The sequence below is a fragment of the Paraburkholderia sp. HP33-1 genome (assembly GCF_021390595.1).
Classification (GTDB): Bacteria; Pseudomonadota; Gammaproteobacteria; order Burkholderiales; family Burkholderiaceae; genus Paraburkholderia.
In genome coordinates, this window is sequence record NZ_JAJEJR010000002.1 from 1,176,703 (window position 1) to 1,196,541 (window position 19,839).

Sequence of the window (19,839 nt, forward strand, 5' to 3'; positions counted from 1 at the left end):
AAGTAATGCTTCGACTGGCTTCGATCGATGGTCAGGCAGGCGTTGGCCAGTTCTGCTCTTTCTACTTTTTTGGGATCGTGTTATCCCGCACAATCGGGCCTCATTGAGCGACTGTGAGGCGCGATGAATTCACTTTTTCTGAGTTTTCGCCAGGACGTCCGTGAAAGACGTTACGGGGATTTCTTCTGGCGGAGCGTTCGCAAATCGATCTACCTTCACGTTAAGTCGCCCCGCATGTTTGACGTGGACCGGTGGTTTCATTTTGCGCTACCGGCCGGCGCAAGCCGCGAGGGACACGACGATCTGGTGCAAGGCATGGAGGAAGCGCGCGCAGCGTGGCTGCAACATGCCCCTTCAATGCTGCTGTCCCACCAGTCGCACAGGTTGCGCGACGTGCTTGGGAAAAGTCACAACCGCTTTGATATGCGAAGAATGAATGACCATGACGTCGCCAGGGCTCTTTACAACGAAGTGCAGAACGGTGGCCTGCTCTTTGTGCCGGAGCGCGAGGATATGCGCAAGTGTGTGCAGGCGATACGGGAGCGGCGGGAAAAGGGCTCCGGACCGGCGCTCGCGCGCGCACAACAGCCGGACGACGCAAGCACGGCAAGATTGCTTTATAGCAACAGCCCACGCGCATCGCAGAACCTCGGCAGCGCCCAAGCGTTCGAGTACACACCGGACTCGGTGAGTTGCGACGTTGAAGAACTGGCGGGTGGCGAGGGAATGCCGGGTAATAATCAGGCACAAAATCGGCAGACCCGTGATGTTGCAACTGCATTGGGCCTCAACAAGGATCAGGCTCAGCGGCTACATCGGGAAATTGGCGGTCAAGGTCTCGGCTATCGCGAAATAATGGAACGAGCTAAAGATCTGTTCAACTTGTGGTAATGCGGCCAACAAACCGAAGGATTATCGAATGATTAACACACGAGAAGAGATTGAGCGCCGCCTGTCAGCTATTGAAGGATTGTCGGTAAGCGCCGTACATCACGCAGCAGGCACGCTTACGATGCAGTTCGGCACGCTAAAACCGGTAGCCAATTTCAAAGGTGCGATCAGGTACGTTGGGGAGTGGTCTTTACACGTCCAATGCGTCTGGAAAATAGAACAGGCAGGAAGTGCTGTTGCAACGCAAGATGACCTTTTCGGGCCCGACGAAACGGCACACCGGGAGGCCCAGCGCATTGACGACCTGCTGGTCAAGCAGGGCCGTGCCGTTGTGAAGAGCGTATCGGGAAGCGAAGAAGGCGGTGCAGAAATTTTACTGTCCGGCGGATTGCGGCTTGTCATCACCCCGAACAGTGCACCTGATGAAGAAGACTGGCGCTTTTTTGACCCAACCTCCAATGCGAAGCACTTTGTCATCGAGGGTGGCAAGGTCGATCCCTGGTCTTTATCGTGACCGAACAACGCGGGGAGCAGGCAAACTCCGCGGGCGGGTTCTGCCCTGGAAGCCTTTTTGCGCGGCTCCCCGATAGCCTGTGCCCGCGCGGGTTCAATCCTTCTCCATCGCCGCCTCATACTTGCCGAGCGCGGCCGCGCCATTCAATCGCGCGCGCTTGAGCAAGGCCTGCTGCGCTTCCTTCACGTTGCCCGGCTGGCCGCGCCACGCCTGCAACGGCGGCTCCTGCAACGCGCGCCCGTACGAAAAGCTCAGATTCCACGGCAGCGCGCCGAGCCGGTTCATCGCATTGAGATTGACGGTGGCCTCCTCAGGCGACTGCCCACCCGACAGGAACACGAGACCGGGCACCGCCGACGGCACCGTGCGCTTCAGCACACGCACGGTCGCCGCCGCGATATGCGCCGTGCTCGACGGCTGCTGATGCTCGGAGCCGGGCAGCACCATGCTCGGTTTCAGCACGATATGTTCGAGCACCACGCCATGCCGATGCAGCGCATGAAAGACTTCGTGCAACACGGCCTCCGTCACTTCGGCGCAACGCTCGATCGTGTGATCGCCGTCCATCAGCACCTCGGGTTCGACGATCGGCACGATGCCGGCCTCCTGGCTGATCGCCGCATAGCGCGCGAGCGAATCGGCATTCGTCTCGATCGCGAGCCGGCTCGGCAAGCTCGACGTGATGTTGTAGACCGCGCGCCACTTCGCGAAGCGCGCGCCTAGCCGCTTGTAATCGACGAAGCGTTTGGCGAGGCCGTCGAGGCCTTCGGTGATTTCGTCGCCTGGAGCGTGCGCGAGCGGCACCTTGCCGAGATCGACCTTGATGCCGGGTACGACGCCGTTCGCGGCGGCTACCTGCGGGAACGGCGTGCCGTCGTTGGCCTTCTGGCCGAGCGTTTCCTCGTAGAGAATCACGCCGCTCACGAACTCGCCGAGACCGGGTGTCGTCAGCAGCAGGTTGCGATAGGCGCGGCGGTTTTCCTCGGTCGATTCGAGGCCGATCGTCTTGAAGCGTCTGGCGATGGTCGGGCCGCTTTCGTCGGCGGCGAGAAGGCCCTTGCCGGGTTGAACCATCGCGTTGACGGTGGCTTGCAGCTCGCTACGGGTGTCCATGAGGTGTGCTCCCTTGGGTAGGCTCCGTTCGATGCGGTGTGAGCAGAGATGCCGGTGACAGATTCCTTCGCGTGGTGGGTGAATGAAATGGCGCGGCCTCAGTCGCCGAGCAGATGCAACACGATATCGCGCGGCTGCGCGTGGCGCCGATGTTCGAACAGGTACAGCCCCTGCCATGTGCCGAGCAGCATCCGTCCATGTTCGACCGGCACCGACAGCTGCACCTGCGTAAGCGCCGCGCGCAGATGCGCGGGCATGTCGTCGGGGCCTTCGGTGTCGTGCTCGTAGCGCTCGACGTCTTCGGGCGCGAGGCTCTCGAAGTAGCGCTCCAGATCGCGCCGCACCGACGGGTCGGCATTCTCCTGAATCAGCAGCGACGCCGACGTGTGCCGGCAAAACACCGTCAGCAGACCGGTACGGATGTCCGTGTCATCGACGAAGCGCCGCGCGTCGTCGGTAAATTCGACCAGGCCGCGACCACGGGTCTGGACGCTTAAGTGATGGATAGCTTGGCGCATGGCGGATGGGTGGTGCGATGAGGCAGTGAATGACGGGCACCTACGCCCGACGCGAATCAGAGCGACGCGAATGCATCCTGGATATCCTCGGCGCTGCGTGGCCGCACCACGCGCGCGAGCTCGGCGCCGTCGCGCATCAGCACGAGCGTCGGCCACAGCTTGACCTTGAACGAGCGGCCGAGCGGCCGGCCGGGACCGTCCTCGATCTTTAGATGCCGCAGGCCCGCGTGCGGCGCGAGCGCCTGCCTGATCGTTGCCTGCGCGCCCTGGCAAATGCCGCACCAGTTGGTGCCGAATTCGACGACGGTGACGCCGGGCAGCGCGTCGAGCTCGGCGCGAGTCAGGGCCTGCGGGGAATAAGCTGTCGGGGTGGTCATGCGTGCTCCGCTGCTGATTGGACGGGTTGCGCGCGTCGTGCCTGCTTGTCGCGGCGTGTCGCGCGCGGGTATGTGCAAAGGGTAGCAGCTATGCCGCGGATCGTCAGCGAGGCGCTCGTACGCTGCGCGAACCGCGCAGTGTCGCCGTGACGTGTTAAAAAGCGGTGCGCGCGTGCTCGACCGATCGATGCGTCGCGCGAAACGCAACGAAAGAACCTCTCAAAAAATGAACCCGCGAATTTATCTGCAACACCCGCAACACAAGGACGCTATCGCGGTCGCGACCGGCTTCAGCTGGGGCGCGTGCCTGCTCGGCTTTATCTGGGCGCTGTCGAAGAGAATGTGGTTCGCCGCGTTCGTGATGCTTGGCATCAACGTGATCCTGGCTGGCATCGGCCTGTGGGGCGAGACGGCCGATCTGATCGGCTTGGTGCTGTCGATCGCGTTCGCGCTCGCCTGCGGCGCGTATGGCAACCGGTGGCATCGCTGGACGCTCGAACAGCGCGGCTACGTCGTGGTGTGATCAAAGGTGGACGCAATCCGCCATGGAGGCGTTTGATGCTCATTGCATTCGCCGTCTGCGTTCTTTCCGACCTACGACCACAAGGCACGGGCGCAGCAAATGCGCGCAACGGGGGGCAAGTAGCGTCGAGCGTGCTGTCAGTTCGCGGCTAACGGTACGCATCCGCACAGCACGGCGCACCTCACGGATTTGGGACGGATCTTCGCGGGTTTACGCGCGCCGCGCCGCGGGTCGATAATGCCCGGGTCGTTCCGGCCCCGAACCTGCGACGACTATCGTGCCTTGCAGCGTATTCATGCGCAGCGAAGCCCGCTCCACCTGCCCACCGTCCCCGTGTTGAAAACTGCGCGTTTTTTCGACCTGCTTCGCATTCCTGGCTTCAAGCCGCTCGCCGCCGCCACGCTCATGCTCGGTGTGGCGATGTCCTTCACCGCACCGTATCTGTCACTGTTCGGCATCGAACGCGCCGGCATGACGCCGTTCCGGCTTGGCGTGTTCATGACTTCGATCGCCGCGAGCGGCGTGCTCGCGAGTACGCTCGCCGGGCGTTGGAGCGACAGGAGCGGGCGGCATCGACCGTTGCTGCTCGCGACGCTGATCGCAGCCGCGCTCGGTTATCTGTGTCTGTGCGTGGTGCGCGATTACCGGCTGCTGCTGGTCGTCGGCATCGTGTTCATCGGCGCGGGCGGCTCGGCGATCTCGATGGTGTTTTCGTTCAGCCGCGCGGCGCTGCCGGTGCCGGACCCCGACGAGCGTGCGTTCGCGAGCGCGACGCTGCGCACGATCCTGTCTGCCGCATGGGTGTTTGGGCCATCGGTCGGCGCGCTGGTGCTCGCCGCCAGCAGCTTCGTGGGGTTGTTCCTGTTCGCGGCCACGAGCTTCGCGATCTGCGGCTTCATCGTCTGGCGCATGCGCGAGCCGCAGAGCCATCTCGGCGATCACACGGTCGAGGACACCGCGTCGGAGCCGTCCGCGTCGATCACGGTGCCGCCGCTGAGGCAGCCCGGCGAGGATGCGCACGAAACGCTGCCGACCGCCTCGGCGCACGACATCATGCGCTCGGTGACGGCGCTGACCCTGCTCGGCCTCGCGGCGAACGCGACGATGATCGTGCTGCCGCTTTACATCGTGCACGGGCTGAACGGCACCCACCTCGACGTGTCGGTGATGCTCGGCCTCGGCGCGCTGACCGAAATCCCGATGATGCTCGCGCTCGGCGCGAAGTCGTCGTCGCTGCACAAGCCGAACTGGCTCGCCGCGTGCGCAGCCGTGCATGCGGTGTACTTCGTCGCGATGTCGCTGGCTGGCACCGTCAACGTGCTAATCCCGATGCAGATGCTGAACGCGTTCGTGGTCGCCGTGACCTCGTGCCTCGGCATGACCTACGTGCAGGATCTGATGCCGCATTCGCCCGGCCGCGCGACCGCGCTGTTCTTCAACGCGGCGCGGGTCGGCTCGATCCTGTCGGGCGTGCTGTCGGGGCTGCTCGTGCAGGCGTTCAGCTATCGGGGCACGTTCCTGTTCTGCGGGCTGCTCGCGGTGTGCGCGCTCGTCCTGTTCGCGGTGCCAGGCTATCGCTATCCGCTGATGTGGCGCGCGCTGAAGCGTGTCGCGGCAGCGCAATACGCGAAACTGGCCGCCCGACGCGGCACGCGCGTGCCGGAGCGTAGCGAATGACGGGTGAGCCCGTCGCGTTCCCGTTCCTCTGCAAAAAAGAGGCGCCTTGTTTCGACCCAATCGGCGCACCTCTCGACACAGCGCCTATGCTTAAGGGCAGCCACGCCGCCGCAATACAACGACCATAAAATCAGGCAGCGCAACGCAGCATCTTTCGGAGCGAGCCATGCAGCTAGGAATGATTGGATTGGGACGGATGGGTGCCGACATGGTGCGGCGCCTGACCAGGGGCTCTCAGCAATGCATCGTGTATGACGTGCAGCCCGCGGCGGTCGACAGGCTGAAGCAGGAGGGCATAGCCGGCGCGAGTTCGCTCGGAGACCTCGTCGCGCAACTCGACAAGCCCCGCGCCGTCTGGCTGATGGTGCCCGCCGCAGTGGTCGACGCGACGCTCGAGAAGCTCGTGCCGCTGCTCGAACCGGGCGACGTCGTGATCGACGGCGGCAACTCCTACTATCACGACGACATCCGCCGCGGCCAGCAGCTCGGCGCGCGCCAGCTTCACTACGTGGACGTAGGGACGAGCGGCGGCGTGGCGGGGCGCGAACGCGGCTATTGCCTGATGATCGGCGGCGAGGCCGAGGTCGTCAAACGGCTCGAACCGATCTTCTCGACGCTGGCGCCGGGCGCGGGCACGGCGAGCGCGACGCCGGGCCGCCAGGCGGGCGCGAGTACCGCCGAGCAGGGCTTTCTGCACTGCGGCCCGCAAGGCGCGGGGCATTTCGTCAAGATGGTCCATAACGGCATCGAGTACGGCCTGATGGCCGCGTATGCCGAGGGTCTGAACGTGCTGCGCCACGCCGACGCCGGTCAGCACGCGCGCGAAGTCGATGCGGAAACCTCGCCGCTGCGCCGTCCCGAGCTCTACCAGTACGATCTGAACCTGGCCGATATCGCCGAGGTCTGGCGCCGCGGCAGCGTGATCGGCTCGTGGCTGCTCGACCTGATCGCCGGGTCGCTCGCCAGCGACACCGAACTGACAAGCTACACGGGCCGCGTGTCGGATTCGGGCGAAGGACGCTGGACCGTCGCCGCGGCCATCGACGAAGGCGTGCCGACGCCCGTGCTCAGCGCGGCGCTGTTCGGGCGCTTCAGCTCGCGCGGCGAGGCAGATTTCGCGAACCGCGTGCTGTCCGCGATGCGGCACGATTTCGGCGGCCACGCGGAAAAACCTGCCGCGCCGGACGGCGGGCTCAAGTAGGTCAGGCTAGCCAGGCGCCCGGCCCCACCACTATCACGCCAATCCGGCGAATCGCCCCCGCGAACCCGCCACAAGGAGCCGCGATGCCAATCACCACCGCCACGCCGCACGACGTCGTGTTTCTATTCGATTGCGACAACACGCTGCTCGACAACGATCACGTGTTGCAGGATCTGCGCGCGCACATGATGGGCCAGTTCGGCGAGGAGAACAGTGCGCGCTACTGGGAAATCTTCGAGAACCTGCGCGTCGAGCTCGGTTACGCCGACTACCTCGGCGCGTTGCAACGCTACCGGACCGAGCATCCGCGCGATACGCGCCTGCTGCTGATGTCGTCGTTCCTGATCGAGTATCCGTTTGCGAACCGGCTCTATCCCGGGGCGCTCGACGCGCTGCGGCATGTCGGCCAGTACGGGCCGACGGTGATCCTGTCCGATGGTGACGTCGTGTTCCAGCCGCGCAAGATTTCGCGCTCGGGACTGTGGGAGGAAGTCGACGGGCGCGTGCTGATCTATATCCACAAGGAGCTGATGCTCGATCAGGTGATGGAGTGCTATCCGGCACGCCACTACGTGATGGTCGACGACAAGCTGCGGATTCTGAGCGCGATGAAGAAGTCATGGGGCGCGCAGCTGACGACCGTGTTTCCGCGCCAGGGGCACTATGCGTTCGACCCGAAGGAAATCGCCAGCAATCCGCCCGCCGACGTGACGGTCGAGCGGATTGGCGAGTTGGCGGCGATCGACGTGGAAAGTCTGTTGCGTCGCGCGACGTGACCGTGGTCGCTCGCAAGCATCCGCATTCCGCGGCGCGAGCGTCCGCACGCGAGCAGTCACGTTGTTGCGCTAGCCGTGGCCGAACAGCTTCACTAGCAGCCCGAATATGCCGACTGGCACGGCGAGCCCCACGCACAGGAACACGAGCGTAAGGACCAGGGTCTTGAGCACTTTGAGCGCACTGGGAGATGTCGACATGGCGGCCATTGATCTGGGACAAGGAACACAAAAGGGAAACTCGGTGCAATGCTGCTGCAGCACGAATGCAACATTCAGCGCGACATACTGTGAGGGGTAGCAAGTATTAAGTATTCGCCCCCGGTCTGATCAGCTTAACCCATTCGACTCGCGCACCGCGGCTTCGTTTCGCTTGCACCGCATCATCCGCCAACCAGCCTGACAGTCCTATTCGAGGAGTGACGCCATGGCCGAAGCAACCTCGCATCCCACCCAGCCACAAGTTCTGGATCCCGACACGCTGCGCAACATAGACCGCTACTGGCGCGCGTGCAATTACCTGTCGGTAGGCATGATCTATCTGCGCGACAATCCGCTGCTGCGCGAAGCGCTGCAGCCCGAGCACATCAAGAACCGGCTGCTCGGCCATTGGGGATCCGACGCCGGCCAAAGCTTCGTGCTCGTGCATCTGAACCGGCTGATCCGCAAACACGATCTCGACATGATCTATCTGTCCGGCCCCGGTCACGGCGCGCCCGCGAGCCTCGCGCACTGCTATCTGGAAGGCCATTACTCGGAGATCTATCCGGATCGCAGCGAGGACGAAGCGGGTATGCGGCGCTTTTTCCGGCAATTCTCGTTCCCCGGCGGCATCGGTTCGCATTGCACGCCGGAAACGCCGGGCTCGATTCACGAAGGCGGTGAACTCGGCTACTGCCTGTCGCACGGCTACGGCGCCGCGTTCGACAACCCCGAGCTGATCGTCACCGTGATGATCGGCGACGGCGAAGCGGAAACCGGCCCACTCGCCACCTCCTGGCATTCGAACAAGTTCCTCAATCCGATTCGCGACGGCGCGGTGCTGCCAGTGCTGCATCTGAACGGCTACAAGATCGCCAATCCCACGCTGCTCGCGCGCATTCCGCGTGAAGAACTCGAAGCGCTGATGGTCGGTTATGGCCACAAGCCGTATTTCGTCGAGGGCGACGATCCCGACACGATGCATCAGCAGATGGCCGCGACGCTCGAACAGTGCATCGGCGAAATTCGTGCGATCCAGCAGCATGCGCGGCAGAACAACGACACGACGCGGCCGCGCTGGCCGATGATCGTGCTGCGCTCGCCCAAGGGCTGGACCGGGCCGAAGGAAGTCGACGGTCACAAGGTGGAAGGCTCGTGGCGTGCGCATCAGGTGCCGGTGCCCGATCCGGCGACCAATCGCAAGAGCCTGCAGATCGTCGAGGAGTGGCTGCGCAGCTACGGCCCCGACACGCTGTTCGACGCGAACGGCCGGCTCGTCGAGGAACTGCGCGCGCTCGCGCCCGTTGGGGCGCGCCGCATCAGCGCGAATCCGCATGCGAACGGCGGGCTGCTGTGCAAGATGCTCGACATGCCGCCGTTTCGCGACTACGCGGTGCCCGTGAAGAAACCGGGCAGGGCGAATACGTCGCCGACCGCGGTGCTCGGCACGTTCCTGCGCGACGTGATGCGCAACAACATGTCGAACTTCCGGCTGTTCGGTCCCGACGAGACCGCCAGCAACAAGCTGCAGGCGGTTTATGAAGCATCGGGCAAGACCTGGCTCGCCGCGCTCGAAGCGAGCGACGCCGACGGCGGCGACCTGTCGCCCGATGGCCGCGTGATGGAAATGCTCAGCGAGCACACGCTCGAAGGCTGGTTCGAAGGCTACGTGCTGACCGGCCGCCACGGGCTGTTCGCGACCTACGAGGCGTTCGTGCATGTGATCGACTCGATGTTCAACCAGCACGCGAAGTGGCTCGAAAAAGCCAAGCGCGATCTCGGCTGGCGACAGCCGGTGCCGTCGCTCAATCTGCTGATCACGTCGCTCGTATGGCGCCAGGATCACAACGGCTTCACGCACCAGGATCCCGGCTTTCTCGACGTGGTCACGAACAAGAGCCCGGACGTCGTGCGCATCTATCTGCCGCCCGACGCCAACTGTCTGCTGAGCGTCGCCGATCACTGCCTGCGTTCGCGCGACTACGTGAACGTGATCGTCTCCGACAAGCAGCCGCATCTGACCTATCTCGACATGGGCGCGGCGGTCACGCATTGCACCAAGGGCATCGGCATCTGGGACTGGGCGTCGACCGATCAGGGCGTCGAGCCGGACGTCGTGATCGCGTGCGCGGGCGACATCGCGACGATGGAAGCGCTCGCCGCCGTGCAGATCCTGAAGGAGCACTTCGCGACCCTGAAGATCCGCTTCGTCAACGTGGTCGATCTGTTCCGCCTGATGCCCGAGCATGCGCATCCGCATGGACTGTCGGACAGCGATTTCGATTCGCTGTTTACGACCAGCAAGCCGGTGATTTTCAACTTCCACTCGTACGCGACGCTCGTGCACAAGCTCACGTACAACCGTCAGAATCACGAGAACATCCACGTGCATGGGTATCGCGAGCAGGGCAATATCAACACGCCGCTCGAACTCGCGATCATCAACGGGGTCGATCGCTTCACGCTTGCAATCGATGCGATCGATCGCGTGCCGACGCTACGCGGCGTCGGCGATCATACGAAGGAATGGCTGCGCGGGCAGATCATCGAGCATCTCGCGTATGCGCATGAGGAAGGGATCGACAAGGAAGAAATCCGCAACTGGATGTGGAAAGGTTGAGCGAGGACGTCATGCATAACCACGATCAGGAACGGACGATTCTGGTGCTCAATAGCGGTTCGTCATCGTTGAAGTTCGGGCTCTTTGCGCACTCGGACGACGACGAAACGCTGCTCCTCGAAGGCGCGGCCGAGGGCATCGGCCGCGCCGACGGCCGCCTGCGGATCAGAACGGCCGACGGCCGCGTGCTGTTGCAACAGGAGCACATTCTCGAATCGCAAACCGAGGCGTTGCAGACGCTCTCGCAGGTGCTCGCGCAACAGCATCATGCGCGGCCCGTCGCGGTGGGGCATCGCGTCGTGCATGGCGGCCCGCGCTTGCGCGCGCACCAGCGCATCACCGACGACGTGCGCCGGCAGTTGCACGACGCGCTTCACTACGCGCCAGTGCATATCCCGCCGGCACTCGCGCTGATCGACGAAGCCGCGCAGATTTTCGGCGACGCACCGCATTTTGCGTGCTTCGACACCGCGTTTCACGCGACGCTGCCGCCGCGCGCTGCGCAGTTCGCCTTGCCGCGCCGCTACGCGGACGCCGGGGTGATCCGCTATGGTTTTCATGGGCTGTCGTACGAATCGCTGGTCAGGCAGCTCGGTGCGGCGTTGCCGTCGCGTGCGGTGTTCGCGCATCTCGGCAATGGGTCGAGCCTGTGCGCGCTGCTCGATGGTCGTTCGGTCGATACGTCGATGGGCTTGACGCCGACCGGCGGCATCCCGATGGGCACGCGCTGCGGCGACCTCGATCCGGGCGTGCTGCTGTATCTGATGCGTGCGGAACACCTCGGCGCCGACGCGCTCGAAACGCTGCTCAATCGCCACAGTGGTCTCGCCGGTTACGCGGACGGCGAGAGCGACATGCAGGCGCTCGAAAAACGCGTGGCGGCTGGCGACGCGCTGGCGTCGCTCGCGCTCGATGCGTTTGCGACCGCGGTGCGCAAGACGATCGGCGCATATGCGGCACTGCTTGGCGGCATCGATCTGCTCGTGTTTACGGGCGGAATTGGTGAGCACAGCACCGAGGTCCGGCGGCGCGTGTGCGAAGGGCTCGCGTTCGCGGGGCTCGTCGAGCACGATCCGGCCGGCAAGGTGAGGGTGCTGCACACCGAAGAGGAAAAACAGATCGCGCGGCACTGCCGGGCTCTGCTGCAACAGGCGGGCGTCGGCTGACCCGCATCAGGCCGTTCTGACGACGGTCCGGTCCGCGACGCCGGTGACGCCGAACAGCCGCGTCACGTCTTCGAGCATCGCGGCGCGCTGTGCTTCGCGCTGAAGCTCGCCCGACAACGTGATGCGCCCCCGCGCGACTTTCACGCGCACGGCGCGCGGCGGAACGGCCGCGTCCCACGCGAGACGGCGCGCCGCTTCGGCGGCGATTTGCGCATCGGTCAGACGGGTGGACGTCACGGAGTCCCCACGAAACGGAACTGATCCATTCACACTAGCAGATGCGGCGGATTTTGCCCGTGTGCTCGCTAGCCGGGGGAGGGCAGAATTGCGCACCGCGCAGGCCTCGCCGCGTTTATCATAGTGCCCACATGACAGAACGCGCCGTCCCCTGCGAACGGCGCGCACATCTTCCACGAGACCTCGCATCCCCATGAATTCGACTCCCGACGCTCCTTCCCGACCCTCGCTGCGTGCGCTGACCGTGCTCGAAGGACGTGTTCTCGGCGTGCTTGTCGAGAAACAGCACACCGTGCCTGATAGTTATCCGCTGTCGCTGAACGCGCTGACGCTCGGCTGCAATCAGAAGACCGGCCGCGCGCCGGTGATGAACGCGACCGAGGCCGAGGTGCTGACCGCGATAGACGGATTGAAACGCGTGAGCCTCGTGTTTGAAGGCAGCAGCAGCCGCGTGCCGCGCTTCGAGCACAACATGAACCGCGTGCTCGGGCTGCCGGGACAGTCGATCGCGCTCTTGACCATGCTGCTCTTGCGCGGCCCGCAAACGGCCGCCGAATTGCGCCTGAACTGCGCGCGCCTGCATGGTTTTGCCGATATTTCGTCGGTCGAGGCGTTTCTCGATGAGCTTGCCGCGAGCGAGCCGCCACGCGTCATCCGGCTGCCGCGCATGGCGGGCGAGCGCGAGCCTCGCTGGATGCATCTGTTGTGCGGCGAGGTCAGCATCAGCGAGACTGCCCAGTCCGCTGCCGCCGACGACAGCGTGCCGCCGTCCGCATACGAGGCGCTGAAAGCCGAGCAGAAGCGTCTCGCCGATGAAGTCATGCGGCTGCAGACCGTCGTGCGGCGCATGGCGACGGAGTTGGGGATCAGCGCGGACGATTTGTGACTGGAAGCGATCGACGTGACCTGAAACGGAAACGAAAACCCGCCCGTTTCACACATCCCGCCGACGTGGTCTGTCGACCAGCAAGGTGCGCTGCGTGCGATAGAAGATACGCGGCGGCACGTTCGGAGAATCTTCGGCGAGCCGGTCGAGTTCGGTGCGGATCGCGGTGAGGTAGTGCGCTTCGCGTGCGTCGGCGTCGCCGGCAAACACTGCTTCGAGCCGACGACGCACCGCGCCATAGCGCGCACCGGCCGCGCGATGCTTCTCGGCACGCTCCGCATAGCGCAGGAACGTCTGCAGCGCGGCTGAAAGTGCCGCCGTCACGCTGACGAGCCCAACGAAAATCCGCATCTCGATCGATACCGGCGCCGTGCTCAGCGACCCGAATACCGCCGTGCCGACGAATGCGGTCAGCGCGGTCACAAGCCAGCCGATGCCGCGCTCGCGCGCCGACAGCAGGTCCGCCATGTCGTAATGGCTCATCTGCGATTCGCGCGCGCGGCGGATCCATTTCAATAGCAACTCGGTTTCGTCGAGGGGCGGCTCGTAGGCGGGCAGGGTCGTCATCGCTCAGTCTTCGGCACGCGTGTCAGTCATAGGAAAACGAACTGCCGAATTTCTCGATCCGCTCGAGCGCCATGCCCGAGCCGCGCACGACGCAGGTCAGCGGCCCCTCGGCGACGAACACCGGCAGGCCGGTTTCCTCGGCGAGCAGGCGGTCCAGATCGCGCAGCAGCGCGCCGCCTCCCGCGAGCATGATGCCGCGCTCGGCGATGTCCGCGCCGAGTTCCGGCGGCGTCTGTTCGAGCGCGATCTTCACCGACGAGACGATCTGGTTAAGCGGATCGGTCAGCGCTTCGAGAATCTCGTTGCTCGACACCGTGAAGCTGCGTGGAATGCCCTCGGACATGTTGCGGCCTTTCACTTCCATCTCCATGACCTCGGAGCCCGGAAACGCGGAGCCGATCTCCTTCTTGATCGCCTCGGCGGTCTGCTCGCCGATCAGCATGCCGTAGTTGCGGCGGATGTAGTTGACGATCGCGTCGTCGAACTTGTCGCCGCCGACGCGCACCGAGCCCTTGTAGACGATCCCGCCGAGCGAGATCACGCCGACCTCGGTCGTGCCGCCGCCGATGTCGACGACCATCGAACCCGTTGCCTCCGACACCGGCAGGCCCGCGCCGGTCGCGGCGGCCATCGGCTCCTCGATCAGATAGACCTGCGAGGCGCCCGCGCTATGCGCGGCCTCCTTGATCGCGCGACGCTCGACCTGGGTCGAGCCGCACGGCACGCAGATGATGATGCGCGGCGACGGTGCAAACAGCCGCGACTCGTGCGCCATCTGGATGAAGCGCTTGATCATCTGCTGGGTGATGTTGAAATCGGCGATCACGCCGTCTTTCATCGGGCGGATCGCCTCGATGTTGCCCGGCACCTTGCCGAGCATCTGCTTCGCTTCGCGGCCGACGGCGAGAATGATCTTCTTGCCGTTCGGGCCGCCTTCCTGGCGGATCGACACGACCGACGGCTCGTCGAGCACGATGCCCTTGCCGCGCATGTAGATCAGCGTGTTCGACGTGCCGAGGTCGATCGCGAGGTCGTTTGAAAAGTAGCCGCGCAGAAAACCGAACATGCGTATTCCTGTCTTTGCGTAGTCGGGCGCGTGAGCGCCGCCCGGAGGCTGTCGGGGTCTGCCGCTTGCACGCGGCGGGCGGCAAGAGCGGCCGCGCGACAGAAAGAATAGCAGTTTATCGACGCGCGCGGCCGCGTGGCGGCGCTACCTCTGGCTATCTTTCGCTCGCTGGCCCGAGCCGCCCCGCGATCGTGCGGCACGCCGCCAGCAGCGGTTCGATGTAAGCGGCTTGCACATCGTCACGACGACGGAAGGTCGGCATGCTGATGCTCACGCAGCCGACCGCGCGGCCGTCCGGGCCGCGAATCGCCGCGCCGTAGCAGGAGATCGATGCTTCGTTCTCCTCGCGATCCTCCGCGTGGCCGCGTTGCGCGGTCGCGTCGAGTTCCCGGCGCACGGCGTCGAGGTCGGTCAGCGTGTGCTCAGTGAAACGTTCGAGCGGCGCGACCTTCAGCAGCGCCTCGCGCTCGGCCTGCGTCAGTGTCGCCAGATACGCCTTGCCGACCGAACTCGACGTCAGCGACACGCGCGTGCCGATGCGCGAGGCCATGCGCACCGCGTGCGGGCTCTCCAGCTTCTCGATGTAGACCATTTGGCCCTGGCTCGGCACCGCGAGGTGAATCGTCTCCGAGGTGAGGTCGCGCAGTTCCATCAACACGTCGACGGCCGCGAGCCGCAGGTCCGAGCGCTCCCAGCTATGGCTGGCGAGATTGATCAGGCGCGGCCCGAGGCCAAAGGTGTTGCCGCTAGCCGTCGCGACGATCAGCCCTTCGGCTTGCAACGCGGCAACGATGCGATGCACGGTCGGGCGCGGATAGCCGCTCGCCGCGCTGAGCTTCGCGACGTTGGGCGGCGTTTGCGCATCGGCGATCAGTTGCAGCACCGCGATGAACTTCGAGAACGCGGCGGCGCCAGCGACGCCCTTGTTGCCGGTTTTATCATCGATCTGCTCGACAGCAACAGCGCGGGCGCGCGAAGAGGGTTTGGAAGCGGAGCTCGACATTACACGGAGGCAGGGGAGGGGTACGCAATTATGCCTTCACGCGGCTCGATCACGCGACGAGATACCCACCGTCGACCGGCACGATCGCGCCCGTCATGAACGATGCCGCTGGTGTGCACAGAAACACCGCGACCTGCGCGACTTCCTCGGGCGTACCCCAGCGATGCAGCGGCGTGCGCTCCAGGATCGCCTGCGAGCGGCCATCGTCGTCCTGCAACGCCTGCGTGAGCGGCGTCGCGATCCAGCCCGGCGCGATTGCATTGACGCGAATGCCGTCGGCCGCGTACGCAAGCGCGAGCGACTTCGTCAGCTGTGCGACCGCGCCCTTGCTCGCGCTATACGCAGGCACGAGACCACCGCCGAAAAAACTCAGCATCGACGCCGTATTCACGATGCAGCCCGCCGACGCCTTCAGCAAGGAACGCGCGGCCGTGCACACGCGCATCGTGCCGTTCAGGTTGATATCCATCACGCGTTCGAACACGTCGAGCCGGTGCTCTTCGACGCGGCTGATCACGCCCGCGCAGTTGACCACGATGTCGAGACGCTCGAACGCGCTCACCGCGGCGGTGACGGCGTCGCCCGAACGTACATCGAGCGCGACGCGCGGGATCTCGCGATTGAGCGTATCGGGCGTGCCTTCGGGCAGCGGCAAGCCAGCCGCCACCGTACGCGCGCCGAGTTGCGCAAGCGCGTTGGCGATCGCCGCGCCGATGCCGGACAAGCCGCCGGTCACGAGCGCGGCCTTGCCTTCGAGTAGCTGGTTCTGGAATGTCATGTGGGAAGCCGCATCAGGTGGGTTGAGGCTCGATCGAACTCGCGAGCGGCGCGGGCGCCACTTCCTTGACGACGAACAGATAGACGAGCGCCGCAGCGAACGCGACGGCCGCGCTGATCAGCAGCGCGTTGACGAACGAATGCGTCTGATCGACGACGATGCCGGTGATCACCGGCGCGAACGAGCCGCCCAGATAGCCGCCGAAGTTCTGCATGCTGCCGAGCGACGCCACCAGGTGCCGCGGCGCGGCGACACTGACTAGCGCCCATGCACTGCCGCTGGAGAGGTTCACGAACAGCATCGCGAGCGACACATAGACGATCGCGAGCGTCGTGCTCGGCGTATAGGCGGCTGGCACCGTAAACGCAGCCGCACCGACTAGGCCGATGCACAGCGGCCACTTGCGGCTGCGGATCGGCGCCATGCCGCGCTTCAACAGATAGTCGGCGATCAGGCCGCTGCTCGCCATGCCGATCGTACCGAACACATACGGAATCGCAACGACCCAGCCGGTGTGCGCGATGCTCAGATGACGCTCGCGTTCCAGATAGCCCGGCAGCCAAGTCAGATAGAGCCACACCATGTAGATCACGCCCATGAAGCCGAAAATCATGCCCCACGTGTTACGCAGTTTGAACAGCGCGCCCCATTCTGACCAGCTCAGGTCCGGCGGGTTTTCCTGGGTGGCCGTGCCTTCGTTCAGATGCGCGGTTTCTTCCGCGCTCAGAGCGATTTCGCTGCGATTGCGATAAACGACGTACCAGGCGAGCGCGACGACAATGCCGACCACGCCCATGATCACGAACATCGTTCGCCATCCGAAGGAAAGCATCAGCACCGTGAGCAGCGGTGGAGCGATCATCGGCGCGATGGTCGATGACGAGATGAACGTGCCGATCGGCGTGCCGCGCTCACGTACCGCGAACCATTCGCTGACGACCTTCGCGCCGGCCGGAAACAGCGGCGCTTCGGCGATGCCGAGCACGACGCGCGCGCTCAGAAACTGATTGAGCGTCTGGATGAAGCCGCCCGCAACTTGTGCGATCGACCACACGAGCATGCCGAGCCCGAGCATCACGCGCGAACCGAAACGGTCGAGCAGCGCGCCGACCGGCAACTGCGCGAACGCGTACGACAATGAGAAAGCGGACAGCAGGAGCCCCATCTGCGAAGCGGACAGATGCAATTCCTCGCTGACCAGATGATTCGCGATCGACAACGTGCTGCGGTCGAGATAGTTGACGATGCCCGCGACCGTCAGGAAGGTGACGGCGACCACCTGGATACGTTTCAGACGCTGCGACTTCTGAAGCATGTTTGTCTCCTGCGCAATGTGTCCTGCTGGTGTGGGAATGGTGCTGCCGTGCCTCTCGGTCTTGCGGTGTTGCGGTGTTGTCGGTGTTGTTTTGTTGGCGGCTTGCGCGGCCTGTTACCGGATGAACTGGTCGACGTAGTCTTCGCCGAGGCCGACGGCCGCGTAGTGTTTGCGGCACATGTCGATTTTCGTGAAGACGTCTTCATAGCCGGTGTAGTTGCCGTACGGATCGCAATAGAACATCACGCCGTTGACCTGAAAGTACGTGATCATTTCCTCGACGTCCCGCGGCACATACAACGTATGCGTTTCGCCCGGCGGTTCGTAGACGTAGCTGCCTTCGGTCGCGATCCAGTCATGCTCGAGATATCGCCAGCGGCCCTTCAGCACCATGCCGTGCACGCCCTGCGGATGACGGTGCCGGCTCAGCACGCCCGAGCGGCGCACGCGCAGCAGATTCATCCAGTATCCCTGCGACGCATTCAGGCACAGCGGGCGGAACGACACGTTTTCGGCCTGCGGAACCCATACGCGTTCGTCGGCCGGAATCGCGAAGGGCACCACGATTTCCTTTTGCGCTTCCTTGGGGAACGGCAACTGGTATGGCGTCAGGTCGGATCGATTGGCCTCGGGCATGGGGAAATTCCTCGCAAAGTGTGCTGAAAAACCGAATGTCCACATTGTGGATTAAGCGTCCACGATATGGTTATTATCAGAACCGGTTTCGGTGAGGTCAATCCTGGGGAAATTACGGGGCGGGTACGACGACTTACGCCGCGACTCATCCTCACATCGCGCGAAAGATGCACGTGCATCGATCGCCGCATACGCGCATGACACGCAAATAGCCCGTAAATCAAGGCTCGCGCGCTGATCCTGATCGAACACCATCTTTAAGCCTGCTTTAAGTGGAGGCCACTACATTACGCACCCATCACGTAACCATCGGCGACACTTCCTGACTATGACCACGAAAAACTATTGGCGCGGTAGCGCTGCGATCTGCGTTGCACTCGCAATCGGCGGCGCGTATGCGCTCAGCCATCGCAATGCCGATGCGTCCGTGAGCGACGCGCAGGGCTCCACGTCGGCACTGCGCGCGACGGCGGATATCGTCGGCTCGCGCTCGTCGGCGCCGGACTTCTCCAGCATCGTGTCGCGCTATGGCCCGGCGGTCGTGCATATCGGCGTGAAAGAAGCCGCGTCCGTCGATGAAAACGGTCAGCGCAAGAGCGGCGGCGAAGCGCTCGGCTCGGGCTTCATCATCAGCCAGGACGGTTACATTCTGACCAACAATCACGTCGTCGACGGCGCGACCAGCGTGAGCGTGAAGCTCACCGACGGCCGCGAATTCCACGCACGCGTGATCGGCAAGGACAAGACCACCGACGTCGCCGTCGTGAAGATCGACGCGACGAATCTGCCGACGGTCAAGATCGGCAACCCGGACAACAGCAAGGTCGGCGAATGGGTCGTGGCGATCGGTTCGCCGTACGGCTTCGACAGCACGGTGACCTCGGGCATCATCAGCGCGAAATCGCGCTCGATGTCCGACGACAGCCCGATCCCGTTCATCCAGACCGACGTGCCGGTCAATCCGGGCAACTCGGGTGGTCCGCTGTTCAACCTGAACGGCGAAGTGATCGGCATCAACTCGATGATCTACTCGCGCACCGGCGGCTTCCAGGGCCTGTCGTTCGCGATTCCGATCGACGCGGCGATGCATGTGAAAGATCAGCTCGTGCGCACGGGTCACGTGAGCCGCGGCCGCATCGGCGTGGGCGTGCAGCCGCTCAGCGCCGACAAGGCGAAGGCGCTCGGCCTCGACTCGACGGGCGGCGCACTGGTCGGCTCGGTCGATCCGAACGGCCCCGCGCAAGCGGCCGGTCTGCGTCAAGGCGACGTGATCGTCGGCGTGAACGGCAAGCGTATCGCCAATGCAACTGAATTGGTCGGGCAGGTCGCGCAGCTCTCGCCGGGCAGCGAAGCGACGATCAGCGTCTGGCGCAACGGCGGCGAACGCAAGCTGTCGGTGACGGTGGGCGCGCAGCAAGCGTCGGACGTGGCGTCGGCCGCGCCGCGCGAACAGCAGCAGGAACAGCCGCAGCAGCAAAACCGTCCGCGTCTCGGCGTCGCCGTGCGACCGCTGACCGAAGACGAGCAGCAGGAAGCGCAGTTGCCTGGCGGCGTGGTGGTGCAGCAGGCCACCGGTCCGGCCGCCGAAGCCGGCATTCAGGCAGGCGACATCATCGTTGCCGTCGACGGCAAGGTGATTCACGGCGTCGAGCAGCTGCGCCGCATGATCGCGCAGGCTGACGACAGCGTGTCCGTCACCGTGGTGCGCGACGGTGCGCAAGCGTCGGTCGAAGTGACGCTTGGCTGATGAGTCGAAGCCGCCGGTGCAATGCCGGCG

Annotated in this window: 21 protein-coding genes; 10 read left to right on the plus strand and 11 right to left on the minus strand. The window is 64.4% G+C overall.

All coding sequences use genetic code 11. The annotated features are described in order from the left end of the window. Nucleotides 1–123 precede the first annotated feature (123 nt). Together L0U81_RS21330 and L0U81_RS21335 are read left to right on the plus strand one after the other, a co-directional pair. Entirely contained in the window at nucleotides 124–891 is a 768-nt protein-coding gene (locus tag L0U81_RS21330; protein ID WP_233805496.1) for a hypothetical protein, read from the plus strand. A gap of 28 nt (nucleotides 892–919) precedes the next feature. Next, on the plus strand, nucleotides 920–1,405 hold the full coding sequence (locus L0U81_RS21335; protein ID WP_233805497.1) for a hypothetical protein: 486 nt from the start codon (nucleotides 920–922) through the stop codon (nucleotides 1,403–1,405). Nucleotides 1,406–1,498: 93 nt separating this feature from the next. Here L0U81_RS21335 and L0U81_RS21340 read toward each other — a convergent pair whose 3' ends face one another. From L0U81_RS21340 to L0U81_RS21350, 3 genes are all read right to left on the minus strand, one after another. Continuing rightward, nucleotides 1,499–2,518 carry a class I fructose-bisphosphate aldolase gene (locus L0U81_RS21340; RefSeq protein WP_233805498.1) on the minus strand — a complete coding sequence of 340 codons (1,020 nt, stop codon included), beginning with the start codon at nucleotides 2,516–2,518 and terminating at the stop codon, nucleotides 1,499–1,501. Between the two features lie 98 nt (nucleotides 2,519–2,616). After that, on the minus strand, nucleotides 2,617–3,036 hold the full coding sequence (locus tag L0U81_RS21345) for a secondary thiamine-phosphate synthase enzyme YjbQ (RefSeq protein WP_233805499.1): 420 nt from the start codon (nucleotides 3,034–3,036) through the stop codon (nucleotides 2,617–2,619). 56 nt (nucleotides 3,037–3,092) lie between these two features. After that, complete coding sequence (locus L0U81_RS21350; RefSeq protein WP_233805500.1) at nucleotides 3,093–3,413, minus strand: thioredoxin family protein; 321 nt, start codon at nucleotides 3,411–3,413, stop codon at nucleotides 3,093–3,095. Between the two features lie 226 nt (nucleotides 3,414–3,639). On the opposite strand from L0U81_RS21350, the gene L0U81_RS21355 reads away from it, so the two are divergent. From L0U81_RS21355 to L0U81_RS21370, 4 genes are all read left to right on the plus strand, one after another. After that, on the plus strand, nucleotides 3,640–3,936 hold the full coding sequence (locus L0U81_RS21355) for a DUF2628 domain-containing protein (protein WP_233805501.1): 297 nt from the start codon (nucleotides 3,640–3,642) through the stop codon (nucleotides 3,934–3,936). Nucleotides 3,937–4,269: 333 nt separating this feature from the next. Next, entirely contained in the window at nucleotides 4,270–5,613 is a 1,344-nt protein-coding gene (locus L0U81_RS21360) for a sugar efflux transporter (RefSeq protein ID WP_233805502.1), read from the plus strand. A gap of 166 nt (nucleotides 5,614–5,779) precedes the next feature. After that, complete coding sequence (gene gnd, locus L0U81_RS21365) at nucleotides 5,780–6,814, plus strand: phosphogluconate dehydrogenase (NAD(+)-dependent, decarboxylating) (protein ID WP_233805503.1); 1,035 nt, start codon at nucleotides 5,780–5,782, stop codon at nucleotides 6,812–6,814. Nucleotides 6,815–6,897: 83 nt separating this feature from the next. After that, entirely contained in the window at nucleotides 6,898–7,590 is a 693-nt protein-coding gene (locus tag L0U81_RS21370) for an HAD family hydrolase (RefSeq protein ID WP_233805504.1), read from the plus strand. 69 nt (nucleotides 7,591–7,659) lie between these two features. Here L0U81_RS21370 and L0U81_RS33580 read toward each other — a convergent pair whose 3' ends face one another. Next, nucleotides 7,660–7,788 carry a hypothetical protein gene (locus L0U81_RS33580; RefSeq protein WP_267957178.1) on the minus strand — a complete coding sequence of 43 codons (129 nt, stop codon included), beginning with the start codon at nucleotides 7,786–7,788 and terminating at the stop codon, nucleotides 7,660–7,662. 226 nt (nucleotides 7,789–8,014) lie between these two features. On the opposite strand from L0U81_RS33580, the gene L0U81_RS21375 reads away from it, so the two are divergent. Next, nucleotides 8,015–10,408: a phosphoketolase family protein gene (locus L0U81_RS21375; protein ID WP_233805505.1), complete on the plus strand. Its 2,394-nt coding sequence runs from the start codon at nucleotides 8,015–8,017 to the stop codon at nucleotides 10,406–10,408. Between the two features lie 11 nt (nucleotides 10,409–10,419). Beyond that, nucleotides 10,420–11,574, plus strand: coding sequence for an acetate/propionate family kinase (locus tag L0U81_RS21380; RefSeq protein WP_233805506.1), 1,155 nt, complete (start codon nucleotides 10,420–10,422; stop codon nucleotides 11,572–11,574). 6 nt (nucleotides 11,575–11,580) lie between these two features. Here L0U81_RS21380 and L0U81_RS21385 read toward each other — a convergent pair whose 3' ends face one another. Beyond that, nucleotides 11,581–11,811 (minus strand): BON domain-containing protein, encoded by a 231-nt coding sequence (locus L0U81_RS21385; RefSeq protein ID WP_233805507.1) that lies wholly within the window; start codon nucleotides 11,809–11,811, stop codon nucleotides 11,581–11,583. A 193-nt stretch (nucleotides 11,812–12,004) separates the two neighbouring features. Between L0U81_RS21385 and L0U81_RS21390 the strand changes: the two genes are divergently transcribed. After that, nucleotides 12,005–12,697, plus strand: coding sequence for a YceH family protein (locus L0U81_RS21390; RefSeq protein WP_233805508.1), 693 nt, complete (start codon nucleotides 12,005–12,007; stop codon nucleotides 12,695–12,697). A 48-nt stretch (nucleotides 12,698–12,745) separates the two neighbouring features. Here L0U81_RS21390 and L0U81_RS21395 read toward each other — a convergent pair whose 3' ends face one another. The 6 genes from L0U81_RS21395 to L0U81_RS21420 all read right to left on the minus strand — a co-directional run bounded on the left by L0U81_RS21395 (nucleotide 12,746) and on the right by L0U81_RS21420 (nucleotide 18,062). Continuing rightward, nucleotides 12,746–13,264 carry an SLATT domain-containing protein gene (locus L0U81_RS21395; RefSeq protein WP_233805509.1) on the minus strand — a complete coding sequence of 173 codons (519 nt, stop codon included), beginning with the start codon at nucleotides 13,262–13,264 and terminating at the stop codon, nucleotides 12,746–12,748. Between the two features lie 22 nt (nucleotides 13,265–13,286). Further along, a complete protein-coding gene (locus tag L0U81_RS21400) occupies nucleotides 13,287–14,330 on the minus strand; it encodes a rod shape-determining protein (RefSeq protein ID WP_008922841.1) in 1,044 nt (347 codons plus the stop codon). Nucleotides 14,331–14,484: 154 nt separating this feature from the next. Continuing rightward, complete coding sequence (locus L0U81_RS21405) at nucleotides 14,485–15,333, minus strand: IclR family transcriptional regulator (RefSeq protein WP_233805510.1); 849 nt, start codon at nucleotides 15,331–15,333, stop codon at nucleotides 14,485–14,487. A 49-nt stretch (nucleotides 15,334–15,382) separates the two neighbouring features. Then, on the minus strand, nucleotides 15,383–16,111 hold the full coding sequence (locus L0U81_RS21410) for an SDR family NAD(P)-dependent oxidoreductase (protein ID WP_233805511.1): 729 nt from the start codon (nucleotides 16,109–16,111) through the stop codon (nucleotides 15,383–15,385). Nucleotides 16,112–16,124: 13 nt separating this feature from the next. Continuing rightward, on the minus strand, nucleotides 16,125–17,426 hold the full coding sequence (locus L0U81_RS21415) for an MFS transporter (RefSeq protein ID WP_233805512.1): 1,302 nt from the start codon (nucleotides 17,424–17,426) through the stop codon (nucleotides 16,125–16,127). Between the two features lie 114 nt (nucleotides 17,427–17,540). Continuing rightward, nucleotides 17,541–18,062: a 2,4'-dihydroxyacetophenone dioxygenase family protein gene (locus L0U81_RS21420; protein ID WP_233805513.1), complete on the minus strand. Its 522-nt coding sequence runs from the start codon at nucleotides 18,060–18,062 to the stop codon at nucleotides 17,541–17,543. A 328-nt stretch (nucleotides 18,063–18,390) separates the two neighbouring features. Between L0U81_RS21420 and L0U81_RS21425 the strand changes: the two genes are divergently transcribed. Further along, entirely contained in the window at nucleotides 18,391–19,809 is a 1,419-nt protein-coding gene (locus L0U81_RS21425) for a trypsin-like peptidase domain-containing protein (RefSeq protein WP_233805514.1), read from the plus strand. Nucleotides 19,810–19,839: the final 30 nt, after the last annotated feature.